The organism is Gracilibacillus sp. D59, assembly GCF_052246695.1.
Lineage (GTDB): Bacteria > Bacillota > Bacilli > Bacillales > Amphibacillaceae > Gracilibacillus.
Window position 1 is genome coordinate 538,304 of the sequence record NZ_JBQQCK010000002.1, and the last position, 21,924, is coordinate 560,227.

General features: G+C 36.8%; 18 protein-coding genes and 1 riboswitch. Of the genes, 10 read left to right on the top strand and 8 right to left on the bottom strand.

The window, feature by feature from the left end; translation table 11 throughout:
* Window positions 1–247: 247 nt before the first annotated feature.
* Window positions 248–676 carry a CBS domain-containing protein gene (locus ACTWP4_RS05730; RefSeq protein WP_443127798.1) on the top strand — a complete coding sequence of 143 codons (429 nt, stop codon included), beginning with the start codon at window positions 248–250 and terminating at the stop codon, window positions 674–676.
* Window positions 677–1,292: 616 nt separating this feature from the next.
* Here the strand turns inward: ACTWP4_RS05730 and ACTWP4_RS05735 are convergent.
* Window positions 1,293–1,916: a YesL family protein gene (locus ACTWP4_RS05735; protein WP_443127799.1), complete on the bottom strand. Its 624-nt coding sequence runs from the start codon at window positions 1,914–1,916 to the stop codon at window positions 1,293–1,295.
* A gap of 89 nt (window positions 1,917–2,005) precedes the next feature.
* Window positions 2,006–2,107, top strand: a riboswitch (purine riboswitch).
* A gap of 38 nt (window positions 2,108–2,145) precedes the next feature.
* Here ACTWP4_RS05735 and ade point away from each other — a divergent pair.
* The gene (gene ade / locus ACTWP4_RS05740; RefSeq protein ID WP_443127800.1) at window positions 2,146–3,906 is read left to right on the top strand and encodes an adenine deaminase; all 1,761 of its coding nucleotides are present in this window, start codon (window positions 2,146–2,148) and stop codon (window positions 3,904–3,906) included.
* Window positions 3,907–3,989: 83 nt separating this feature from the next.
* Here the strand turns inward: ade and ACTWP4_RS05745 are convergent, their stop codons facing one another.
* From ACTWP4_RS05745 to ACTWP4_RS05765, 5 genes are all read right to left on the bottom strand, one after another.
* Window positions 3,990–4,817, bottom strand: a complete 828-nt coding sequence (locus ACTWP4_RS05745; protein WP_443127801.1) for a carbohydrate ABC transporter permease — start codon at window positions 4,815–4,817, stop codon at window positions 3,990–3,992.
* Complete coding sequence (locus ACTWP4_RS05750; RefSeq protein ID WP_443127802.1) at window positions 4,814–5,722, bottom strand: carbohydrate ABC transporter permease; 909 nt, start codon at window positions 5,720–5,722, stop codon at window positions 4,814–4,816. Before ACTWP4_RS05750 ends, ACTWP4_RS05745 begins: the two co-directional genes overlap by 4 nt.
* A gap of 179 nt (window positions 5,723–5,901) precedes the next feature.
* Window positions 5,902–7,203: an ABC transporter substrate-binding protein gene (locus tag ACTWP4_RS05755; protein WP_443127803.1), complete on the bottom strand. Its 1,302-nt coding sequence runs from the start codon at window positions 7,201–7,203 to the stop codon at window positions 5,902–5,904.
* A gap of 198 nt (window positions 7,204–7,401) precedes the next feature.
* A complete protein-coding gene (locus ACTWP4_RS05760; protein WP_443127804.1) occupies window positions 7,402–9,165 on the bottom strand; it encodes a sensor histidine kinase in 1,764 nt (587 codons plus the stop codon).
* 10 nt (window positions 9,166–9,175) lie between these two features.
* Entirely contained in the window at window positions 9,176–10,705 is a 1,530-nt protein-coding gene (locus tag ACTWP4_RS05765) for a response regulator transcription factor (RefSeq protein WP_443127805.1), read from the bottom strand.
* 230 nt (window positions 10,706–10,935) lie between these two features.
* Here ACTWP4_RS05765 and ACTWP4_RS05770 point away from each other — a divergent pair, with 230 nt between their 5' ends.
* The 7 genes from ACTWP4_RS05770 to ACTWP4_RS05800 all read left to right on the top strand — a co-directional run bounded on the left by ACTWP4_RS05770 (window position 10,936) and on the right by ACTWP4_RS05800 (window position 18,950).
* Window positions 10,936–11,784: an NAD-dependent epimerase/dehydratase family protein gene (locus ACTWP4_RS05770; protein WP_443127806.1), complete on the top strand. Its 849-nt coding sequence runs from the start codon at window positions 10,936–10,938 to the stop codon at window positions 11,782–11,784.
* Window positions 11,785–11,807: 23 nt separating this feature from the next.
* Complete coding sequence (locus tag ACTWP4_RS05775) at window positions 11,808–12,791, top strand: aldo/keto reductase (protein ID WP_443127807.1); 984 nt, start codon at window positions 11,808–11,810, stop codon at window positions 12,789–12,791.
* 263 nt (window positions 12,792–13,054) lie between these two features.
* Window positions 13,055–14,623 carry an FMN-binding glutamate synthase family protein gene (locus ACTWP4_RS05780; protein ID WP_443127808.1) on the top strand — a complete coding sequence of 523 codons (1,569 nt, stop codon included), beginning with the start codon at window positions 13,055–13,057 and terminating at the stop codon, window positions 14,621–14,623.
* A gap of 44 nt (window positions 14,624–14,667) precedes the next feature.
* Window positions 14,668–15,858 (top strand): ROK family transcriptional regulator, encoded by a 1,191-nt coding sequence (locus ACTWP4_RS05785; RefSeq protein ID WP_443127809.1) that lies wholly within the window; start codon window positions 14,668–14,670, stop codon window positions 15,856–15,858.
* Between the two features lie 130 nt (window positions 15,859–15,988).
* The gene (locus tag ACTWP4_RS05790) at window positions 15,989–16,828 is read left to right on the top strand and encodes an AraC family transcriptional regulator (RefSeq protein WP_443127810.1); all 840 of its coding nucleotides are present in this window, start codon (window positions 15,989–15,991) and stop codon (window positions 16,826–16,828) included.
* Between the two features lie 123 nt (window positions 16,829–16,951).
* Window positions 16,952–18,034, top strand: coding sequence for a DNA alkylation repair protein (locus tag ACTWP4_RS05795; protein WP_443127811.1), 1,083 nt, complete (start codon window positions 16,952–16,954; stop codon window positions 18,032–18,034).
* Between the two features lie 109 nt (window positions 18,035–18,143).
* Window positions 18,144–18,950, top strand: a complete 807-nt coding sequence (locus ACTWP4_RS05800; RefSeq protein WP_443127812.1) for a MurR/RpiR family transcriptional regulator — start codon at window positions 18,144–18,146, stop codon at window positions 18,948–18,950.
* A 29-nt stretch (window positions 18,951–18,979) separates the two neighbouring features.
* Here the strand turns inward: ACTWP4_RS05800 and ACTWP4_RS05805 are convergent, their stop codons facing one another.
* Window positions 18,980–19,672, bottom strand: a complete 693-nt coding sequence (locus tag ACTWP4_RS05805; RefSeq protein WP_443127813.1) for an N-acetylmannosamine-6-phosphate 2-epimerase — start codon at window positions 19,670–19,672, stop codon at window positions 18,980–18,982.
* Between the two features lie 2 nt (window positions 19,673–19,674).
* On the bottom strand, window positions 19,675–21,225 hold the full coding sequence (locus tag ACTWP4_RS05810) for a PTS transporter subunit EIIC (protein ID WP_443127814.1): 1,551 nt from the start codon (window positions 21,223–21,225) through the stop codon (window positions 19,675–19,677).
* A gap of 108 nt (window positions 21,226–21,333) precedes the next feature.
* Here ACTWP4_RS05810 and ACTWP4_RS05815 point away from each other — a divergent pair, with 108 nt between their 5' ends.
* Window positions 21,334–21,834 carry a PTS sugar transporter subunit IIA gene (locus ACTWP4_RS05815; protein WP_443127815.1) on the top strand — a complete coding sequence of 167 codons (501 nt, stop codon included), beginning with the start codon at window positions 21,334–21,336 and terminating at the stop codon, window positions 21,832–21,834.
* Window positions 21,835–21,924: the final 90 nt, after the last annotated feature.

The window sequence follows — 21,924 nt, forward strand, 5'->3', positions numbered from 1 at the left end:
AAACCCCACGGAAAGGAAAGTGGGCAGTTGGAGCGGATGTTTAGCAGTTCAAACCATTTCAAACTTACCACTTTGACCAATAGTTACACATCATCAGTTACTACATAGAATCCTGCTTATATAATTTTAATTTTTTACATTATTCGTCTTTGGAGTGGAAAAAGTTGATTTGTTCCAGCTTTTTTTGCAATTTTTTTTAAAAGTTGGTCATACTACTCTTTGATGACTTATATAAGGAGGTTTTCGGATGAAAACAGTTAGAGACATTATGGAGCAGAATGTATCATTTTGTAAACCGGATGATTCATTAACACAAGCAGCAGAACTAATGAAACAAAGAAATGTGGGTGCTATTCCAGTATGCAGTGAAAATAAAGAGTTACTAGGAATGGTCACAGACCGTGACTTAGTTATTAGAGGCTATGCTGATAACAAAGATGGTTCGGCGAAAGTGCAAGAAGTAATGAGTGAGCACCTATATTATGTATCTCCAGATGTTAGCCTTCAAGAGGCAAGCACTACAATGGCAGAGCATCAAATTCGTCGTCTCCCAGTCGTAACGAACGGACAATTAACAGGTATCATCTCGCTAGGAGATTTATCATTAGATGAAATGTCAGATGATGCAGCAGGACAAGCGCTCGAGAACATTTCCGAACATTCAGAATTACAGTAATTTAATAAAGGCCGGGCATAATCGCCCGGCCTTTATACGTACTAAAATACTGCGAAGTAATGAAAATTTGTCGTTATATAGCTTCCTCCCATTCTGATTAGAAATGAGTGTTAGGAAACGCTCCGGGCAGAATACTGCGCTTTCCATGGGTACGGTCTCAGCCCCAGGGAACTACTTGAATGAACTTCTTGTTCCCTTGCACCGAGGAAGCCTACTACGAAGCGTTACTAGGAGACGCAGGTGCATCACGGGGTTTTCAGACTCGTGCTGTTCCCATAGGAGTCTTCGTATTCTGCCTCCGTTATTTTTAGTGTTTTAATTATTGCAAGTACAGAACCCATGGATATGTATTCTTTGTATTTCCTGACACTTTAACAGAATACTATTCTAAGCTGCGGGAAAATGCGACACTCCTGGGGGATCAGCGCGAGCTGAAGATCCACTTGGTAAAGTGCTTTTCTTTACCAAGTTAGCAGAAGCCGTGCCCCCCGGAAAGGGAGTATTTTCCCGCAGCGACGATCAAGCACTCATCAATAAAACAATGGAAGAAAGCAAATCTAAAAAGCACAATTTCGTTTTTTATGTTTATCTACACAACAATTGACCTTCCAAAAGCTCAATTGTTGTTTGCTATTTGTTCTTTTTTTGCTGCTACTTTTTTAAAGGCATGGTAGCAGGTACCCATTATGATGTATCCCGTTAAACTGCCACCAAAGAAGAATAAAGAACCAGGAAATAACCACATTACATATAGGACAGCTGCCGATCCAAGCACCATAGATATATTGTGAAATGGATGGATCAGCATGACCAGAAACGCATTTTTCCAAACATCGATAAATCGCAGTTCAAAGTGAACATAAGTAGGTATGACATAAATTAAAGTTAACGAAATCGCTAACATAAAAATATATAATGGAATTTTTATAATGTCATAAAAGCCACCCTGGTTGATGTCTATGAATTGAAGATTAATATAAAATAAAAGACTAAGCAGATAAAAAACCAATCCAAATAAGTTACTTCTTAAAAATTCCTTTTTATATGTATTCCAAAATGTTGCAAACACAGGGTCTTCCGTATTACCCATAATCCATTTTCTAATCAAGGTAAACATCGCAACAGTTGCAGGAAAAAAACCAAAAATTACGAGACCTACTAGTGTAAAAACCATCCATAAAATATTGATATAAGCGAATCTGGTGATCCATTCTGTTGCTGCAAATAATGAGTTTCGCATACTTTCTCTCCTAGCATCATAGTATACTTACATTTTACCACACTGCTACACTGTTCAAAAAAGAAAAACATTGACTATGAAACGGTTTCAAACGTAAGATGGTTAAAACATGTATAAGCTTAAGAATAGGGCATAAGCGTTTCTACTTAGCAACCGTAAATCGCTAAACTATGTGTGGGGTAACTCCTCCATATAGCATATTTCATAAAATAGAGAGGAGCATGGATGAATGACAAGAGAATTACTGAGAAAAGTATCGCTAGGAGAAGCAAATGCAGACTTAGTGATACAAAATGGTACATTAGTTAATGTGATGACTAGAGAATTACAAGCAAATGTAGATATTGCAATAAAAGGAGAGCGTATTGCGACGATAGGGAAGGCTGATCATTTAGTTGGTCCTGACACAAAAGTAGTGGATGCTACAGGAAAGTACGTGGCACCCGGATTCATGGATGGACATATGCATGTTGAAAGTACGATGCTGTCTGTTACGGAATTTGCTAAAGCAGCCTTGAAGAAAGGGACCACTGCGATATTTATGGACCCGCATGAAATTGCCAATGTGCTCGGTACAGAAGGTGTAAGACTGATGCATGAAGAAGGGCGAAGCCTACCATTAAAAGTATTTACTACTTTTCCTTCCTGTGTTCCCGCAACCAAAGACCTCGAAGATGCTGGTGCTGACCTCAACGAGAACGATATTGAAGAAGGCCTAAAATGGGAAGGTGTTGTCGGTTTAGGTGAAGTAATGAACTTTCCAGGTGTTGTCTATAATGACCCTAAGATGATCAATGAAATAGAAGCAACAATAGAAGCGAATAAGATTGTGACCGGACACTTCCCGGACGGATCCAACGGTATGCTTCAAGCATATATTGCATCTGGTGTTGATTCCTGCCATGAAACGATTGCTAAGGAACAAGCATTAGAAAAAGCACGTTTAGGAATGCATATTATGATTCGTGAAGGTACGGCCTGGCAAGATGTTAAAGAGGTAATTAAAATCATTACGGAAGAGGGAATCGATTCTTCAAATATCTCGCTAGTTACCGATGATATTTATCCGCAAACGTTAGTAGAAAAAGGGCAGCTAAATCACGTTGTGCGCCGTGCAATCGAAGAAGGTGTTGATCCTGTTGTAGCGATTCAAATGGCTACGATCAATGTCGCTCGATATTTTCAAATCGATAAGCAGTTTGGGAGCGTTACACCAGGTAAAATAGCTGATATCATTTTATTAGAGGATTTAACAAATGTTGAGGCATCCACGGTGATAACGAATGGTAAATTGATAGTTTCCGATCAAGAGCTAGTGAAAGAAATACCAGCGTATGAATATCCTAATCATGCCAAAGACACGGTAAAATTAAAACGAGCATTACAACCTGATGATTTTAATATCTTTACAGAGCAAAAAGAAAAAGTGAAAATTAACGGTATTAGGATCATAGAAAATAGTGCAAGAACAGCAAAAATGACTGCGACATTGCCTGTAACGAATAACCTGATCCATACAGATTTAGAACAGGATATTGTACAAATTGCCTGTGTTGAGCGTCATAAAGGTACTGGTCAAATTTCATTAGGATTTGCCCAAGATTTTAGTTTGAAGTCAGGTGCTGTTGCGTCAACAGTAGCACATGACAGTCACAATTTATTGGTAATGGGTGTCAATCAAGAAGATATGGCTTTTGCAGCTAATAAACTTGCCGAATCCGATGGTGGTATGATTGTGGTAGAAGATGGAGAAGTACTGGCGCATGTTCCAATGCCAATTGCAGGCTTAATGTCTGATCAACCAATAGAAATAGTGGTTGAACAAGTTAGAGCACTAGAAAAAGCATGGCAACAGTTAGGCTGTACGATCCATGCTCCATTCATGACCTTTTCACTTATCGCATTACCAGTTATCCCGGAAATAAGAATCTCTAACCGAGGACTTGTAGACGTAACGAAGTTTGAATTAATGGATGTAGTGAAAGGATAAGTAACTGAGAATCTTAATAGTTGTAGCTTAAATAAATATGCAGCCAAAAAACTTTGGCTGCATATTTCTATTGACGTTATGCTTTATCCTTTCACAGACCCCATCATACCAGCCACAAAGTGTCTCTGCATTAAGAAGAACACAAGTGCCGTTGGGAGTGTTGCGATGACGATAGCTGTCATAATCACTCCATAGTCAGGCGTGTATCCTGCACCTAGGTTGGAAATCAACAACGGTATGGTTTGCTTTTCCGGTGATTGAAGTACAACTAATGGCCAAAGATAGTTATTCCAGCTGTTCATAAAGGCTATAATGGCTGCCGCAGCATACGTTGTTTTCATGGTAGGCATGTAAATTCGGAAAAAGATGCCCCATTCACTTAAACCATCAATTCTTCCTGCCTCTACTAGTTCTCTTGCAAACATTTTTGTATTCTGTCTAAAGAAGAAAATGAAAAAGGCTGTAATAATGGTTGGTAAAAACGCTGCTGCTAACGTATCCAAACCGATCCATGGAGCGTCAGCAGAAATCTGTCCAAATAAGCGATACAATGGAATCATAATCGCAGCAAATGGAATCATCATCGACAAGATCAAAATATTAAATATCATATCTTTACCTTTTGATCGATAAATTTCGAAACCATAACCAGCTAAAGAACCGATTAATAGTGTTAAAACAGTTGTGACAACTGCTATTACAAAGGAATTCCATAACGCTACACCAATTTGGGTTTGTTCTAGCAAGTTGTTTAAGTTCTCGATAAAGTGAGTACCAGGGATTAATTTTCCACGTGTTACATCAACTGATTTGTTTGTCATACTTATTAACATCCATAAGAATGGAAAAATAGACACTAGAGCCGCTACACTTAAAAATAGGTAAGTAAAAACTCGTTTTAGCTTTTTCAATCTCGATCACCTGCCACTTTAAATTGAATAAAGGATAGGATGACAACTAAGATCAGAATTACATAAGATACTGTAGCTGCATATCCAAAGTCTGGTGTATACTCAAACGATAAATTATAAATGTACATCGAAATCGTCATTGTGGAGTTACCAGGTCCACCACTTGTAATATTCATTACTTCGTCAAACAATTGCAAAGTACCAATGGTTGATACAATGGAAGTAAATAAAATGATTGGTTTTAATAAAGGTATCGTAATAAAGAAAAACTGTTGTACTGCAGATGCCCCATCAATTTTTGCTGCTTCGTACAACGATTTATCAACATTCTGCAATGCAGATAAATAAAAAATCATATTGTAGCCGGTCCATCTCCACGTGATGGCTATAATAATGGTTAATTTAGCTAAGAACGGATCTGAAAGCCAATTGAGTGGTTCAGAAATTAGATTCATATTTAGCAAAAAGTCATTAACCAATCCATCATTAGCAAATAAATATTTAAAAATAACGGCATATGCTACAAGGGAAGTAACAGCAGGTAAAAAGATTGCAGTACGGAAAAAACCTTTAAATTTCAATGTAGGATCATTTAATAACACGGAAAATAGTAATGCTAATACTATCATTACTGGTACTTGTACCAACAAATATAGTACCGTATTCGTTAAAGCAGTAATAAAAGTCGGATCATTAAATAATCTTACATAATTGTCAAGTCCAACATAGTCAAGGTTTGCCCCCATACCTGATTGTAAAGATAATAAAAAGGCTTGCACCATTGGGTAAAAATAGAAAAGAGAAATTCCCAATACGGATAAAATGATAAAAAGCCATCCAATATAATTCTTTCTAAACCGCTGTGCAAAGGTTGTTTGATGTGTTGGATTAGAAGTTTGACTCATGATTATCCCCCTCCTCATTAATGAGATTTACTATTCTAACTCTTTCTTAAGGGAAATAAAGCCCTGGGACAAGGATTCACTCATGAATGAGCTTCTTCCCAAGGGCTTTATTTTACTGATTTTTTAAAGAAAGTATGTCTAGCTCGAGTACCAAGAAATTAGATGCTCTGCGCTTTTTCTTATTTAAACTGGTTTTCAGCTTGTGCTTGTGCATCAGATAGTACGTCTTCTAAACTTTTACCATCCAAGTATTGTTGAAGTTCTGCTGATAAGATATCTTCAATTCCATACGTGTTCATACCGTAATCAACTTGTGGAATTTCCTCCATCCATTGAGAGAAATCATGTACTACTTGCTGATTATTAAAGAATTCATTTTCAAATTGGTATGCATCTCCTTCAGATGCTGGAATGAAAGTACCAAGAGCTCCAACTTCTTTAACTAAGTCTTGGTAAAACTCAACATTAGAACCAAAAGTTTCGCCTAAGAATTCAGCTGCTTTTTCTTTACCATCAATATTCAATACATAGAAGGAACTACCACCTTGGTTTGATGCATTTACTGCACCTTCCATGTCTAAACGAGGTGTAGGAGCTACTCTCCATAAGCCAGCTTGAGATTCTTCTGCTTCCACACTAGGAGCAATCCAGTTACCAGCAGGAACGGATGCTACATCACCACTGTTAAATGCTGCTAAATACTGACTCCAGTCAGAGCTTAATTTCACAAGGTCATTTTCCATTAATTCTTTATAGTTTTTTAAAGCTTTCTTTAATGGTTCGTTACCTTCAAGTTGAATAGTACCATCTTCCGTTGTGTACCATGTACCTGTTGTTTGCATCATGACACGTAAAATACCTAAATCGTTAGGGTCAAGAGAAAGCATTGCGTGACCTGTTTTTTCTTTTACATCTTTTGCAATTTCAACATATTTACTCCAAGTAATATCTACTAAATCATCATGCGTATAGCCTGCTTCTTCAAGGTAATCTGTACGATAGAAGAAACCTGTTACACCAGTATCGAATGGAAGTCCGTATTGTTTTCCATCATAGCTTGTTGGTGCTAATTTGTATGCTGCAAAATCTTCTTTATTAAAATAGTCACCTATTGGATAGAAAGCATCTGGATAAGATTGCAAAAAGCTTTGTGCACGTTGATCTTCAATTAATACAATGTTTGGCATACCATTCATAGTTCCTGAACTTAAGCCAGTATTAAGTTTCTGTACAATATCATCTTGGGCATTTTCAATGATTTCCATATTGAAACCCTCTTTGTCATAATGCTCTTTAGCAAGTTCTAATGCTGCAATATTAAAGTTTGGATCCCAAGCCCATGCTGTAATACCTGCATCATCTCCTTCAGATGACTCACCGTCGCTTCCTTCTTCGTCACCACCACCACAAGCTGCTAATACCATAGCTGTTATCAGCGCTACCATTAACAGCCAGAATTTTTTTGATAATTTTTCTCTCATTATATAAAACCCCCTAAAAGTTATGTTAGTTCTGAAATCGCTTTCAGCACTGTAATGTTATTGTAACAAAAAAGACTAAAGACCTCTTGGAGGATCTTTAGTAAAAAATGAAACTATTTTTAGAATGAGCAATTCGCCTAAAAATTATTATAATTTTTTTTAGATTTTGTATTTTTTTTAGATGCTAATATTTGGATGTTATGATTCGTTAACAGGTAGCTTTATCTTTACCTTTGTTCCTTTTGATGGTTCACTGTCTATTTCCACACCGTAGTTTTTTCCGTATAATAATTGAATTCTTTCATGAACGTTCTTAACTCCGATACCACTGAACAGCTGTCTCTTTTCTTTTGCTTTGATTGTTTTGTTATCTAACCGTTCGGGTATCATGCCATCGCCATTATCAATAATTTCGCAGATGAGGGAATTATCCTTTTGTGCCATTAATATTTGGATAAAACCAGTCTTTTTCTTTGTAAAAGCATGGAAAAAGGCATTCTCAATAAAAGGTTGGATCACAAGCTTAGGTAAATAAAGGTGCAAACAGTCAGGTGAAATTAAATAGTTCACGCGAATTCGATCACCATATCTTGCTTGATTAATTTGTACATAATTTTTGAGGTTCTCTAATTCCTGTTCTACGGTTATCGTTTCTTCAATATTACTTAAAGCGTTTTGAATCAGTGAAATAAAAGAATCAATCGTGTCAGATGCTTTCTCTTTTTTCTCTTGTCGAATCATAAACTTAATCGAAGCTAACGTATTATAGATAAAATGCGGATTGATTTGATGCTGCAATGTTTCTAATTCCGCTTTTCTTTGCTTATCTTGTGTATTCATTAAAATTTGTACATAATCTTGCAGTTCATTCAACATATAATTGAAGGCTTTTGCTATTTTTCTTGTTTCATATCCGCCAGTTTCCTTTAATGGTTTATTAAATTGATATCTTGCCATATCTGAAATTTGGTGAACAAGTTTACTAATGGAAACGGTCATCTTTCGTAATATGAGAAAGGCAACAAGAACTGCTAAGCTGACAATCGCAATACTAATCAACACTATTTCGCGGGTATCAATGACATTCTCTGCGATTATTTCTCGATCAATTAAATTAACAAGATAGATGTCGAGGCTGGGGATATACTCGGACAGGAGGATGTAATTTTGACCAAATATATCCGCATTTCGGTATTCTAAATTTTCATCTTCAAAGCTTTTTGCGTAACTTAACAATTCCGGAGAAGTCTTCCCGACCATTTTTTCTTGGTTGCTAGAGATAATTTGACCTCTAGGTGTTACTAACAATACGTTATTTCCGGCACCTGTATAACTTTCATAGAATTTCTTCAGATCTCTCTCTGTCAATGAGAAGAATAAGTATCCATATATATAGTCCGATTTTAATTTTAAGGCTTTAGAAGCAATGATCATTGGAACACCATTGGTAACTTCTGAATCTTCGAATTGATACACAATGTCATTCGGACTTTCTTTTACACGTTCTATCATTTCATGGTTCGCTAATTTTTCACCGTCAACTGGCCATTTTACATAATTCATATTAAAGATATCTTGATCGTTGCTCATGATGATCATATTGGTATCATTAGGGTCTACTTCCGCATAAATCCGATCCATCTCTTTGGCCATATGATAATAAAAAATTGATTGATCAATCGCGCTTTCATGTTCTTCCAGAAGTACCTGTTTTATCGTACCATTCGTTTCAACCTCCAGTGAAGCTGACACAATCGAATCAGTAAATAAATTAAAACTCTCGGTAATTTGATTCATAATTTTGGAATTGGTAATGCTGAAAGTATCCATAAATAAGTTGCTCGACATCCGAATACTGCTATAGGTAATGGATATCGATACGGCAATGATGCTGACTACCATCACCAGGAAAATTTTTATAAATAGATTATTTGCCTGCATAATGCGGATTAACTTCTTCATTAGAACAGCCTCAATTCGTCTGTTTGTTTTCTTTGCGGTATGTGCTTGGCGATTTACCCGTCATTCTTTTAAATACTTTCGTAAAGTAACTTGGATCAGAATACCCTACAGCTTCACTAATTGCAGAGATAGACATATCTGTTTCCTTTAACATGTTTCGAGCATTTTTGATGCGAACATAATTCAAATATTCACTAAAACCTTCTTGATGATGTTTGCTGAAATAGCTGGATAAATAAGAAGGGTTAAAATGAAAATGATCGGCTAGCGTACTTAATGTTAAATGACTGTCAAAGTGCTCCTCAATATAATCAAGTAGCAGCTGGATGTTAGAAATAGTCTCTGCATTAGCAGGCAGTACTTTTTTTTCTACCTTAGCTAAAAATGTATCGAATATTGAAATCGCTTCTCTTACCTGAAAGGCTTCATTGATTTCTGAGAAATAATAGTACTTCTCTGCCTCAAGTTCTTGGATATCATAATTCATATTACCAAGTAGGACAATGATATTAAATATAATGTTTTCCAACCAGGATTTAAATTCAAAAGCATCTGTTTCATATTGATTAGAAAGAAATCCTATATGTTCATTTAAGTAAATAAAAGCTTCTTGGAATTGCTTTCGTTTAAACAAATAAATCAGGTGATTCAAATCAAAATCTGCCTTTTTTTCTGTTTCTTCAGGTAAATTATCATAAAAAAGGGAAGTGCGATCAGGTAAATAAAAATGGTATTGCTGCATGGTTAAGTGGTCTGTTTCATACATATGTTTAAGTTCTTTGATAGATTGAAAAGGTGTACTGACAATCCATTTTATGTTAGGTGAACCAGCTTTCGTTTCACAAGTATGGACAGCGTCTTTTAGTTTTGGCAGCTCATGGGATTCAAAATTAGTTAAAAACAGCATACTATATTCCTTTAATGGAATGTCATACAATTTTATATCTGATAGATGTTGCTGCAGTTGATCTTTTATTGTAGTTTTTGATAATTGAATACTTTCCCTTTTATTCCAAAACACCTCTACTAAAACAAACGTATCATGTGTGAATTGGTTGATCGCAAATTCCATTTCTCGTATCGATTGATAGCCTTCTATTATTTTTTTGCATATATCTCCCATCGAGGATGGATCATCGTGTACATTTGCTGCCTTTTTTTGTTTTTGTGTTACACGATTTAACGTTTGGAGCAATTCTTCTGTATTTAGTTTTGGTTTAAGAATATAATCTGCAACTCCATTCTGAAACGTTTGCTTTACGTAATCAAAATTTTCAAAGCTGCTTAGTACTATGACTTCTGTGTCAGGGTAGTTTTCTTTTACTTGCTTTACTAACTCAATACCATCCATGCCTGGCATTACGATATCTGTAATCATGATGTGAGGACGGTATAATTCCAGTGATTGGAGTGCCTCCTCACCATTTGAGGCTTCACCAACAATTTTGTATCCTTCACTTTCCCATTCAATATAATTTATAATTCCTTGTCTTATTAGTAGTTCATCATCGACAATCAGAACTTTATAAAATTCGTTCATTAATGCCAGAGTCCTCCTTGTAAGGATTTGAATATATTTTACCCATTTTGATTAACTATTATATTTTCTATCATATCAGACAAAAGGGTATTGTTCGATAATCAATGTTATGAGAGGTGGTATTACCTACTCCTCATTCCTATTTTCTGAGCGGATTCTTTTAGTTCTCTAGTAAAAATACGTATAATGATATGTGAAAACGTAAACATAGAAGGGGAAGATGCATCGATATGGCAAAAGTTGTTATTACAGGTGGAAGTGGTTTATTAGGGCCATCTGTTATTCAGGAATTTTTGGATCATGATTATGAGGTAGTGAATGTGGATCAAAAACACCCAACTGATCCTAAATGCAGAACCATTATTGCTGACTTAACCAATCTTGGTGAAGTGTATGGTGTTCTTGAAGGTGCAGATGCTGTCGTTCACTTAGCAGCGATACCGGTTGCTTATTCACATCCGAACGAAGTAACATTTCAAAATAATGTGATGTCTACTTATAATATCTTAGAAGCGGCAGGCACATTAGGCATAAAAAAAGCAGTAATTACCTCTAGTGAATCATCCTATGGACTTGTGTTCACTAAGCAAGACTTACAGCCTTTATATGTACCAATCGATGAGGAACATCCACAAATGCCGGAGGATAGTTACGGTCTGTCCAAAATAGTGAATGAAAAAACAGCTGAAATGATTCATCAGCGGACAGGTATGCAAGTCGTATCTATGCGGGTTGGTAATGTCATTGCACCACATATGTATGAAAACTTTCCTGAATTTATACATAAACCGGAACTACGAAAGCCGATATTATGGAGTTATATTGATGCGCGTGATGCTGGTGCAGCTTATCGGTTGGCGGTTGAAAAAGATGGGCTGGGAACAGTAGCCTTAAACCTTGCAGCTGACAATACTAGTATGGATGTTAAAAGTAAAGAATTGATGACAACATGTTTTCCGAATGTAGCAGACTTTCGCGAGCCAATTGAGGGTTATGAAACATTACTAAGTAATAAAAAGGCGAAAGAAGTATTAGGTTGGCAGCCTGTTCACAACTGGCGTGACTATGTAAAAAAATAAAAGATAATTAGAGGAGAGATATAATGCAATATCGTCAATTTGGAAAAACAGATATGAAAATTAGTGAGTTAAGCTTTGGTACATGGGCAATAGGTGGAGCATGGGGTCAGACAAATGACCAAGAGGCATTAAACGGACTGGCCCGTGCAATGGATGCAGGAGTAAACTTCTTTGATACTGCAGATGTTTATGGTGATGGCCATAGTGAGGAATTACTTGCGAAAGCAACAAAAGGAAAAGAAGATAAAATTCACATTGCAACAAAATTTTGTCGTGCCGGGGATATTCATGATCCTAAGACATATTCAGAAGAATCGGTAACCAATTATGTAGAAAACAGTTTAAGAAGGTTACAACGTGAACAATTAGATTTAATTCAAATTCATTGTCCGCCAATTGAAATCATTCGTGATGGAGCAGTATTTGAAGTGTTAGACAAACTACAGCAACAAGGGAAAATTCGTCACTATGGTGTAAGTGTTGAGACAGTGGAAGAAGGATTACTTGCAATGGAAAATCCAAATGTAGCAGCTTTACAAGTGATTTTTAACATTTTCCGTCAAAAGCCAATCACAGAATTATTCCCAGTTGCCCAAGAGAAGAATGTTGGTATTTTAGCAAGAGTACCATTGGCTAGCGGATTGTTAACAGGTAAATTCTCCACTGCTCACCAATTTGAAGATGATGATCATCGTAAGTTTAATCAAAATGGTGAAGCATTTAATGTAGGGGAGACCTTTGCTGGTTTACCTTTTGATAAAGGGGTAGAGTTAAGTAAACAATTAGAATGGATTGCAGAAGGTAGAGGTAACATGACACGTGCCGCATTAAAATGGATCTTAAGCCATGAAGCTATATCCTCTGTGATTCCGGGCTTTAAAACGGTAAAACAAGTGGAAGATAACCTGGCAGCAGTCGATGTCCCTGAGTTCGCAGAACAAGAGTTAGACAAGCTAAAAACCTTTTATAAAAATGAAGTACACGATCATATTCGTGGAGCCTATTAATACAATGAGGTATGGAAAAGAAATTTTTCCATACCTTTTTTTTGCGCACGGAAAACTAAATCATCATGCACAAATTATACATCTTGATAGTCTTCAGCTTGTAAAAAGACAAAGATAATCGACAAATCTATCAAGGAAAAGCAAAGATTTGTAGAATACTGATGGAAGTCTCACTTTATTGATTATGAAATAGATAAACAAAAGTAGTTTTCTATACTTTATCATACATATTCTTATGAGAAATTTTAGGATGGAGGGGAAATATGGCGGAAATTGCTTCAGTTATTTTATTGACGATAGTATTGGTAATTTTATTTATTCCTGGGGGACTTATGATTCTATGGTTTCTAAAAGATCGAAACCAAAAGAGACACGCAGTCTTACGTAATTATCCTTTGATAGGCAGGGTACGTTATTTTCTAGAAAGTATCGGGCCGGAATTAAGACAGTACCTGTTCACGGACGATGATACAGGAAAGCCATTTTCAAGGAAAGACTATCTGAATATTGTTATGCCAGCTAAGTATAAAAAGAGATTAGAAGGGTTTGGTTCTAAACGAGACTTTGACCAACCGGGTTATTATATTAAGAATACAATGTTTCCAAGATTAGCAGAGGAATTATCTATTGATCATGAGCCAAAGGTAGATACAAAGGTATATCACATTGATAAGGAAAATCTTTTTTTCAGAAAAGAACACCGTGAAGAAGAGATGGTATCTCCTCAGTTACTGGGCTCAGAGCATGAAATAGTAATTGGACCTGATACGAAAAATCCTTTTCATGTAAAGGGATTAATAGGTATGGCTGGAATGAGCTTTGGCGCACTTGGTGAAAGAGCGATAACAGCACTCTCAATTGGATTGGGCCGTGCTGGTGGTACATGGATGAATACTGGTGAAGGTGGTTTATCTTCTTATCATTTTAAAGGGAATGTTGATCTTGTCATGCAAATTGGCCCTGGTTTATATGGTGTTCGTACGCCAGATGGTGAAATGTCCTGGGAAGCATTGAAAAAAAAGGCAGCCATTGATCAGGTGAAAGCCTTTGAACTTAAACTGGCTCAGGGAGCGAAGACACGTGGCGGTCACCTAGAAGCAGAAAAGGTAACAGAAGAAATTGCAGAAAATCGAGGGATTATCCCGTTTCAGTCAAATGATAGTCCCAATCGATTCCATCAATTTTCGGATGTTTACGGTTTACTCGATTTTGTCGAACAGATCCGTGATATAGCAGAAAAACCTGTCGGCATTAAAATAGTTGTCGGGCAAGAAAGTGATGTGCAGCAGTTAGCGGCAGCAATCAAAGAGACGGGCAAGAAACCGGATTTTATTTCAGTAGATGGTGGAGAAGGTGGCACTGGTGCTACTTATCAAGAGTTAACGGATAGTGTGGGGCTTCCGATTAAATCTGCAATTCCGATCTTGCATCAAGCATTGGTTCAGGCTGGTATTCGTGATCAAGTAAGAATTATTGCATCTGGTAAATTGTTCACACCAGACCGAATCGCTTTTGCTTTGGCGCTGGGAGCAGACTTAGTACAGGTAGCCCGAGCATTTATGATTACCACCGGGTGTATTATGGCACAAGTTTGTCATACTAATCATTGCCCAGTAGGTGTTGCAACTACAGATCCGAAACTGCAGAGAGGATTAGATATTGAAGAAAAATCCTATCGTGTGACCAATTATGTGATATCAATTAGAGAAGGGCTCAATAATATAGCTGCAGCTGCAGGTTTAGAATCCCCGACACAATTAAAAGAGAAGCATGTTGCATATAAAGATCTATATGATGTGGTATACGAGAATCACTTAATGACAAAAGAATAATGTGATATACTTATTAAAGTATATTAAGAAAGTTGGGGAAAAAGATGCAACGAGGAAGCTTTCAATGGATGAAATCAATTAATAAATCAATAATTTTAAATAAAATCCGCACAGCTGGTTCTATTTCGCGTGCGCAAATTGCTAAAGAAACACAATTAACTCCACCAACTGTTGGAACTATTGTGAAAGAACTGTTAGAACAAGGATTAATTCAAGAAAGTCAGCTCGGTGTATCACAGGGTGGAAGAAAACCAACGATGTTAGTGCTCAATACGAAAGGTTTTCATATAATCGGTATTGACGTAGGTCCAAGTGATATTCGTTTTGTTATTTCAGATCTTTCAGGCGAAGTCATTGATGAAAATGCGCAAGAGATAATACAAGAGCTACAAAAAGACAGCTTTTTAAACATGCTAACAACTGGGGTAGAACAATTAATAACAAAGCATTCATCCTTACAATTTATCGGAATTGGTGTAGCCATGCATGGTGTAGTAGATTCTGAGCAAGGTATTTCGATATTTGCACCTAACTTGAACCTACGGAATATACCTATTAAAGATCATTTAGAAGCTAGATTTGATATGAATGTAAAAGTAGAAAATGATGCGAAATCTTTAGCCTTGGGAGAAGCCTGGTTTGATAATCAAATGTCGAATAAGAGTATGATTGCAGTTAATGTGGGACAAGGTATCGGTGCTGGTCTCGTGATTGATGGCAAATTGTATAGTGGAGAACATGGCATTGCTGGCGAAATTGGTCATATGACAGTTGACTTACATGGTAAGAAGTGTTCGTGTGGGAATGAAGGATGCTTACAGACTGTCGCTTCAGGGCCAGCTATTGCAGAGAAAGCTGTAGAATTAATAGAACAAGGTTATGCTACCAGCTTATCTGAGTATCAAGAAACGATAACAGCTGAAGCAGTACATCAAGCGGCAATGGCAGGAGACCGATTAGCCCAAAATGTATTAATGGAAGCGGGAACTTATTTAGGAATTGCACTAACTAATTTAATTCATGTCTGTAATCCTAGTACGATTATTATTGGTGGCGGAGTTTCGAAAGCTGACACCTTTATTCTCGATCCAATTGTTAGTACGATCAAAACAAGAACGATCTCAGAAAGAGCTCAGGCAACACCAGTTTATCTATCTAAATTAGGGGAATATGGCTCCTCACTTGGGGCAGTAGCATTGATTTTGAGTGAATTGTTCGAGCCGATATTAGAATAGCCATTATATATAAGAGAACTCGCTTCTTGAGATTTTAGAATTTCAAATTATAATCAGTTTCGCTAACTGTCAGTTGGGGATGGAAGTTTCACTTTAAGATAGAACTATACTTGAAGAAAGTTGTGATAAAGTGGCTGAGAAAAAACGATTTACTTTTTCCGTTTCTGAAAACCCACTACCCTTATATATTGAAAGTATTGGTTATAATCCATATGAGTTGGATTTTAATCGATCGGAAGGATATCCTTATTATCATTGGTTACAAACGGTGAAGGGAGAAGGAATCATTGAATTAGCAAATCAATCCTTCTCACTACCACCAGGTAAAGGTATTTTGTTAACGCCTTATACCCCCCACAAATATTACTCTGATCACGATGCAAACGTACATTGGGAAACATATTATATTACTTTTACAGGAGCAGCGATAGACCCGATCTTAAATGCGTTGGATATGAACTATTCTGCTTTCTATGAAGAGAATGATAATATTTCCTTTAACAGACATATGGAAAAAATCATAGGCAAGCTGGAAGAATTTCAGGATCCACATCATCTAGCCCATGAAATTTCAGCAGATCTCTATCAATTTTTAATGCGTTTGAAAAAATATGGGCAAATGAATAATAAACTGTCTGTCTTACAATCTTTTGAAAAAATAAGAGGTATCGTTGAATGGTTGGAGCAAGTCTATTCACAAGACATCGGTTTATTGGAGATGTCTGAGAAGGCACAGGTAAGTTCTCAACATTTAAATACGATGTTCCATGATACATTTGGTATAAGCCCGTATTCCTTTCTTGTACAATTACGTATCCGGGAAGCAAAACGCATCCTAATAACAACACCAGATTTATCTTTGAAAGAGATTGCCAAACTAGTTGGATTTAATGGTGTAAGTCACTTTGTTACAACATTTAAAAAAAGGGAAGGTATCACACCTTCCACTTATCGAAACCTGCATCAATAATGGTGCGGGCTTTATTTTTATTTCTATGGTATAATAAGAACATACATTCGATTGTTGTAAAGAGATGAAGGTACATATAAAGAACAGGAATTACTATAAAATAACGAAAGGAAAGCTGTAATCATGTCCGAACCTTTAAAAGAGATGTATAGCTCAGAGTTTTTTGAAAGATTTACTGGTATAGTGAGCTCACATTATCCACAATTTGATCAAACAAGATTTATGGAAATTATTTTCGATGAAAACTGGCAACATTTTGAGTTAAAGCAAAGAATTCACCACGTTTCAATGGCCATTCGTGAGACTTTTCCACCATCCTATGAAAAAACAATACAAATATTAATGGAAATGGCACCTCAGTGTCGTGGATTTGAGTATTTATTTTTCCCTGATTTCGTCGAAAGGTATGGGATTGATCATTGGGATACTTCGATGACTGCTCTTGAGGAGTTCACCAAGTATTCTAGTTCCGAATTTGCAGTAAGACCTTTTATTATTAAAAATCCATCCAAAATGATGGAGCAGATGTTAGATTGGTCTATGCATGAAGATGAGCATGTTCGGAGGTTGGCAAGTGAAGGATGTCGACCGAAGCTTCCATGGGCAGCACCTTTGACAAGGTTCCGAAATGATCCGAGTGAGATTATTCCAATATTAGATGAATTGAAACAAGACCCTTCTAAATATGTACAAAAAAGTGTTGCCAATAATTTAAATGATATCTCCAAAGACCATCCGGCATTAGTGAAGCAAATCATACATAAATGGAGTGGTAACAATCCCATCACAGACTGGATTTTGAAACATGGAAGTCGTAGCTTATTAAAAAAAGGAGATGTCGAAGCACTTCGCCTTTTCGGGTACGTTTCAGCTAAAGATATTACAGTCGGAGATTTAGTATTGTCACAAGAGCAATTTTCCCTTGGTGATACGATGGAATTTAGTTTTCAGATACAAAATGAATCAACTCGACCTATCCAATTAAGAATTGAATATGCAATTGATTTTGTAAAAGCAAATGGAAAACAAAGCAGGAAAATATTTAAACTCTCTGATAAACATTATTCTGATGAATCCGTAAGCATCGTAAGGAAGCATACATGGAAAGATCTAACAACAAGAAAACACTATAGTGGAGTACACGCTTTAACGATTATAGTAAATGGAGAAGAAAAAGCTAGTACAGAGTTTGTATTGCAAACATGAGCTAATAGTATATAGTATAAACGTGGATAGCAGATGGAATCTTATAATGACATAAGCTGGTAAAAGGCTTATAATATAGTGAGATTTAGTAGTTTGGAGGCTTTCTTCTATGCATACCATTTTGAATGAGATTCAGCTTAAACATCAGACATTGACTGAAACAGAGAAGAAGATTGCGGATTATGTGGTTCGTCATAATGAGCATTTACTTAATATACATATAAAAGAGCTAGCCAGTCAAATTGATGTGTCTGTCGCAGCAATAACTCGATTTTGTAAGAAAATTGGAGTGACTAGTTTTGTTGAATTTAAAATTCTATTAAGGGATGCCGTCAAAGAAAAAGATGAAGTACATGATGCCATTCATGAAGTACATCAAATTTATAATTCCGTCATTAATTCTACCAATTCTTTAACGAACATTGAGGATTATCAGATGGCATGTGAATGGATTCTTGAAGCAAAAAGAATCCATGTTTATGGCTTGGGAAGCTCGGGTCTATCGGCTGAAGAACTGAAATTTCGACTAAGTAGAATGGGTTTAAATATTAATACACATCTAGATTCCCATTCGATGATCATTGCTTCTTCGATTTTGAATGAAGACGATGTTGTCATTGCCATTTCTAGTTCTGGACAGACGAAGGAAGTTGTAGATGCAATGGAATTGGCCAGCCGTAACGAGGCAAAAATTATTTCCATCACGGATTATTCAGAATCCTCATTAACGAAAAGCTCAGATCTAATGTTATACACTTCAAGCGTCAAATCTTATCATGCGCGAGGGTTTCTCAATAGCCAACTATCCATTCTTTACACGCTGGATATTCTAAGTATGCTTCTGTCGGAACATCAACATTCTATGAAAACTTATCAGCAGACACTGCAAGCTTTAGACGAGTATAAAAAAATATAGAACTGGAGGATTGCCTCCAGTTCTATTACTTACAGGCGCTTATTAATTTCATCTACAAATTTTTTGCCAATAAGTTGTGGTCGTGTGATGGCACTACCTACCACTGCGAAGTCCGCTCCGACTTCCAGCACTCTTGCTGCTTTTTCGGGTGTATCCACTCTTCCTTCCGCAATGAGAGGAATCGAAACTGCTTTCTTTATTTCTTTTAGCACTGCAAAATCGTTATCAGCAAGGTTATATCCTTCTGTTTCTTTTGTATAGCCAATCAGAGTAGTAGACACACAGTCAAACCCTAATTGTTCTGCATAGATTGCTTCTTCGATAGTGGAAACATCGGCCATTAGAGCAATATGCGGCTTGTTTTCTTTCACATAGTTCACGATATCAGCTAACTTTTCATCATTCGGACGTTTACGATCTGTTCCGTCCATGGCAATGATGTCAGGTTCTACATCCATTAAAGCTTTTACTTCTTTTATGGTAGGTGTGATAAAAACTTCACTGTCATCGTAATCTTGTTTAATTAATCCGATAATTGGAAGATCTACTTGCTGTTTAATTTCTTTTATATCAGCCACAGAGTTTGCTCGAATTCCTGAGGCTCCTGCTTCCTGAGCAGCTATCGCCATTCTCCCCATTATAAAAGGGGAATGCAGTGGTTCATGCTCTAACGCCTGACAAGATATAACGAGTTTTTTTTCTAGTTGTTTAAATAGTTCCATTTTTAATCTTCTCCTAATGCCTCTTCGACTTCATTTTTTATTCCAGTTACTTCTGGTCCATAAATAACTTGAACACCATTTCCGCTTGCTACAACACCATGGGCACCTGTTTTCTTCAAGTCGTCTTTGTTTACAAGGTCTGCTTGATTTACAGTAACTCGTAAGCGTGTTGCGCAGTTATCTACATCTTTAATATTAGATTCTCCACCTAAACCAGTAATGATTGCACTGGCTCTTTCAGTTTTTGTGAAGGAGTAGCTTTCCATTTCTTCTTCACGTCCTGGTGTTTTAAAGTTGAATTTTCTAATTAAATATTTGAACGTAAAGTAGTATAGAAAGAACCAAGGAATACCGATAATAGGTACCCAAATCCAGTTTGTTTTTTCCACACCTTGAAGCACACCAAACAATACGAAATCAATAAACCCACCTGAGAATGTTTGACCAATGGTAATCTCAAAGATATGAGCGAACATAAAGGCAAGACCATCAAAAAAAGAGTGAATGACGTATAGTATCGGTGCGACAAATAAGAACGAAAATTCCAGCGGCTCAGTAATACCAGTTAAGAATGAGGTGAGACCTGCTGAAAGCATTAAACCAAGTACTTTCTTTTTATGCTGAGGTTTAGCCGTATGGTATATGGCCAAGGCTGCACCTAGTAAACCAAACATCATCGTAATATGGCGACCAGACATAAATCTGGCTGTTCCAATAAAGAATTGATTAACAGGTTCTGTACTCCCCAATTGTGCAAAGAAAATTCGCTGTGTACCTTCTACTAAAGACCCATCGACGATCATGGATCCACCAAGGCTTGTTGTCCAAAATGGCAGATAGAAAATATGGTGAAGTCCGAATGGTCCTAATAAGCGAAGGACAAAACCATAAATTAAGGTGCCAATATATCCAGTTGCTTCGACTAAACCACCTAATGAGAAAATACCTGATTGTACAACCGGCCACGCATAAAATAAAATGATTCCTAAAAAGATGGAAGCGAAGGATGTGGCAATCGGGATAAAACGTGATCCGCCAAAGAATCCCAAGAATCTTGGTAACTCAATTTTGTTATAACGGTTATGAAGATAATAGGCAAGCAACCCTAATACAACACCACCGAACACACCGGTTTCCAAGGATTGAATACCTAATACCATCCCTTGACCAACTTCAGCGATATTCTCTTCAGCCAATTTACCTGTAATCACTAACATCGCATTAATGGTGGCATGCATCACTAAGAAACCTAACATAGCAGCGAGTCCCGCTGTCCCTTTATCCGATCGCGCAAGACCTATGGCGATACCAACTGCGAATATAACTGGTAAATTGGCGAAGATAATATTACCAGCAGTACTCATGATCGTAAAGATTGCCTGCAAAAATGCTACGTCTAAGAACGGATAAGCTTCAATGGTGGCAGCATTACTGAAAGCCCCACCAATTCCCAATAGCAAACCAGCAGCAGGGAGAACTGCAATCGGTAACATAAAAGATTTACCGAAACGCTGGGCTTTCTCAAAAAACACATTGTTTTTCTTTTTATTCATAATAGCACCTCTTTTTTGTTATGATAACTATTTACAATTATATTATATTACCGTAAACTATTTTCATCAAGGGTATAATTGAAATTCCCTTAAAATAGGAGTGATCATATGTTACAGAAATTATTCGGAAAGAAAGAAGAAAAACACACGAGCGTATCTCTGTGTGCACCAGTGAGTGGTAAAGTAGTCCCTCTCGAAGAGGTACCAGATCCTGTTTTCTCTGAAAAAATGATGGGAGATGGGATAGCAATTTGGCCGGAGAATGATTTGGTTGTAGCACCAGTCGAAGGTACGGTGATGCAGCTTTTTCCTACTAAACATGCAATCGGTATACAGGCTGATAATGGCGTGGAAATTCTTATTCATATTGGCTTGGAAACAGTAGGCTTAAAAGGAGAAGGATTTACTTCGTACGTGCAGGAAGGCGACAAAGTAATGATAGGTGATAAACTTATCGGATTTGACCAAACCATCATTCATGAGAAAGCATCAAGCACGATCACACCGATGATCATTACCAACTCAGCTGATATGAGTGACATTAAGACTAAAGATGGAGTTAAACAAGTTACAGCTGGTGTGGAGGAACTTATCATTGTAAACAAATAGTATGCAAAGAAAAGCATTTCTTTTGGGAAGAAATGCTCTTCTCATAATTGAATGAACCTGCTAAAGGTATAATGCCAGCTCTTGATATTT

Excerpts from the sequence above, each read along its gene's own strand:
- ACTWP4_RS05730 (WP_443127798.1), top strand. The coding sequence starts at position 248 with ATGAAAACAGTTAGAGACATTATGGAGCAGAATGTATCATTTTGTAAA.
- ACTWP4_RS05735 (WP_443127799.1), bottom strand. The coding sequence starts at position 1,916 with ATGCGAAACTCATTATTTGCAGCAACAGAATGGATCACCAGATTCGCT.
- ade (WP_443127800.1), top strand. The coding sequence starts at position 2,146 with ATGACAAGAGAATTACTGAGAAAAGTATCGCTAGGAGAAGCAAATGCA.
- ACTWP4_RS05750 (WP_443127802.1), bottom strand. The coding sequence starts at position 5,722 with ATGAGTCAAACTTCTAATCCAACACATCAAACAACCTTTGCACAGCGG.
- ACTWP4_RS05755 (WP_443127803.1), bottom strand. The coding sequence starts at position 7,203 with ATGAGAGAAAAATTATCAAAAAAATTCTGGCTGTTAATGGTAGCGCTG.
- ACTWP4_RS05760 (WP_443127804.1), bottom strand. The coding sequence starts at position 9,165 with ATGAAGAAGTTAATCCGCATTATGCAGGCAAATAATCTATTTATAAAA.
- ACTWP4_RS05765 (WP_443127805.1), bottom strand. The coding sequence starts at position 10,705 with ATGAACGAATTTTATAAAGTTCTGATTGTCGATGATGAACTACTAATA.
- ACTWP4_RS05770 (WP_443127806.1), top strand. The coding sequence starts at position 10,936 with ATGGCAAAAGTTGTTATTACAGGTGGAAGTGGTTTATTAGGGCCATCT.
- ACTWP4_RS05775 (WP_443127807.1), top strand. The coding sequence starts at position 11,808 with ATGCAATATCGTCAATTTGGAAAAACAGATATGAAAATTAGTGAGTTA.
- ACTWP4_RS05780 (WP_443127808.1), top strand. The coding sequence starts at position 13,055 with ATGGCGGAAATTGCTTCAGTTATTTTATTGACGATAGTATTGGTAATT.
- ACTWP4_RS05785 (WP_443127809.1), top strand. The coding sequence starts at position 14,668 with ATGCAACGAGGAAGCTTTCAATGGATGAAATCAATTAATAAATCAATA.
- ACTWP4_RS05795 (WP_443127811.1), top strand. The coding sequence starts at position 16,952 with ATGTCCGAACCTTTAAAAGAGATGTATAGCTCAGAGTTTTTTGAAAGA.
- ACTWP4_RS05800 (WP_443127812.1), top strand. The coding sequence starts at position 18,144 with ATGCATACCATTTTGAATGAGATTCAGCTTAAACATCAGACATTGACT.
- ACTWP4_RS05805 (WP_443127813.1), bottom strand. The coding sequence starts at position 19,672 with ATGGAACTATTTAAACAACTAGAAAAAAAACTCGTTATATCTTGTCAG.
- ACTWP4_RS05810 (WP_443127814.1), bottom strand. The coding sequence starts at position 21,225 with ATGAATAAAAAGAAAAACAATGTGTTTTTTGAGAAAGCCCAGCGTTTC.
- ACTWP4_RS05815 (WP_443127815.1), top strand. The coding sequence starts at position 21,334 with ATGTTACAGAAATTATTCGGAAAGAAAGAAGAAAAACACACGAGCGTA.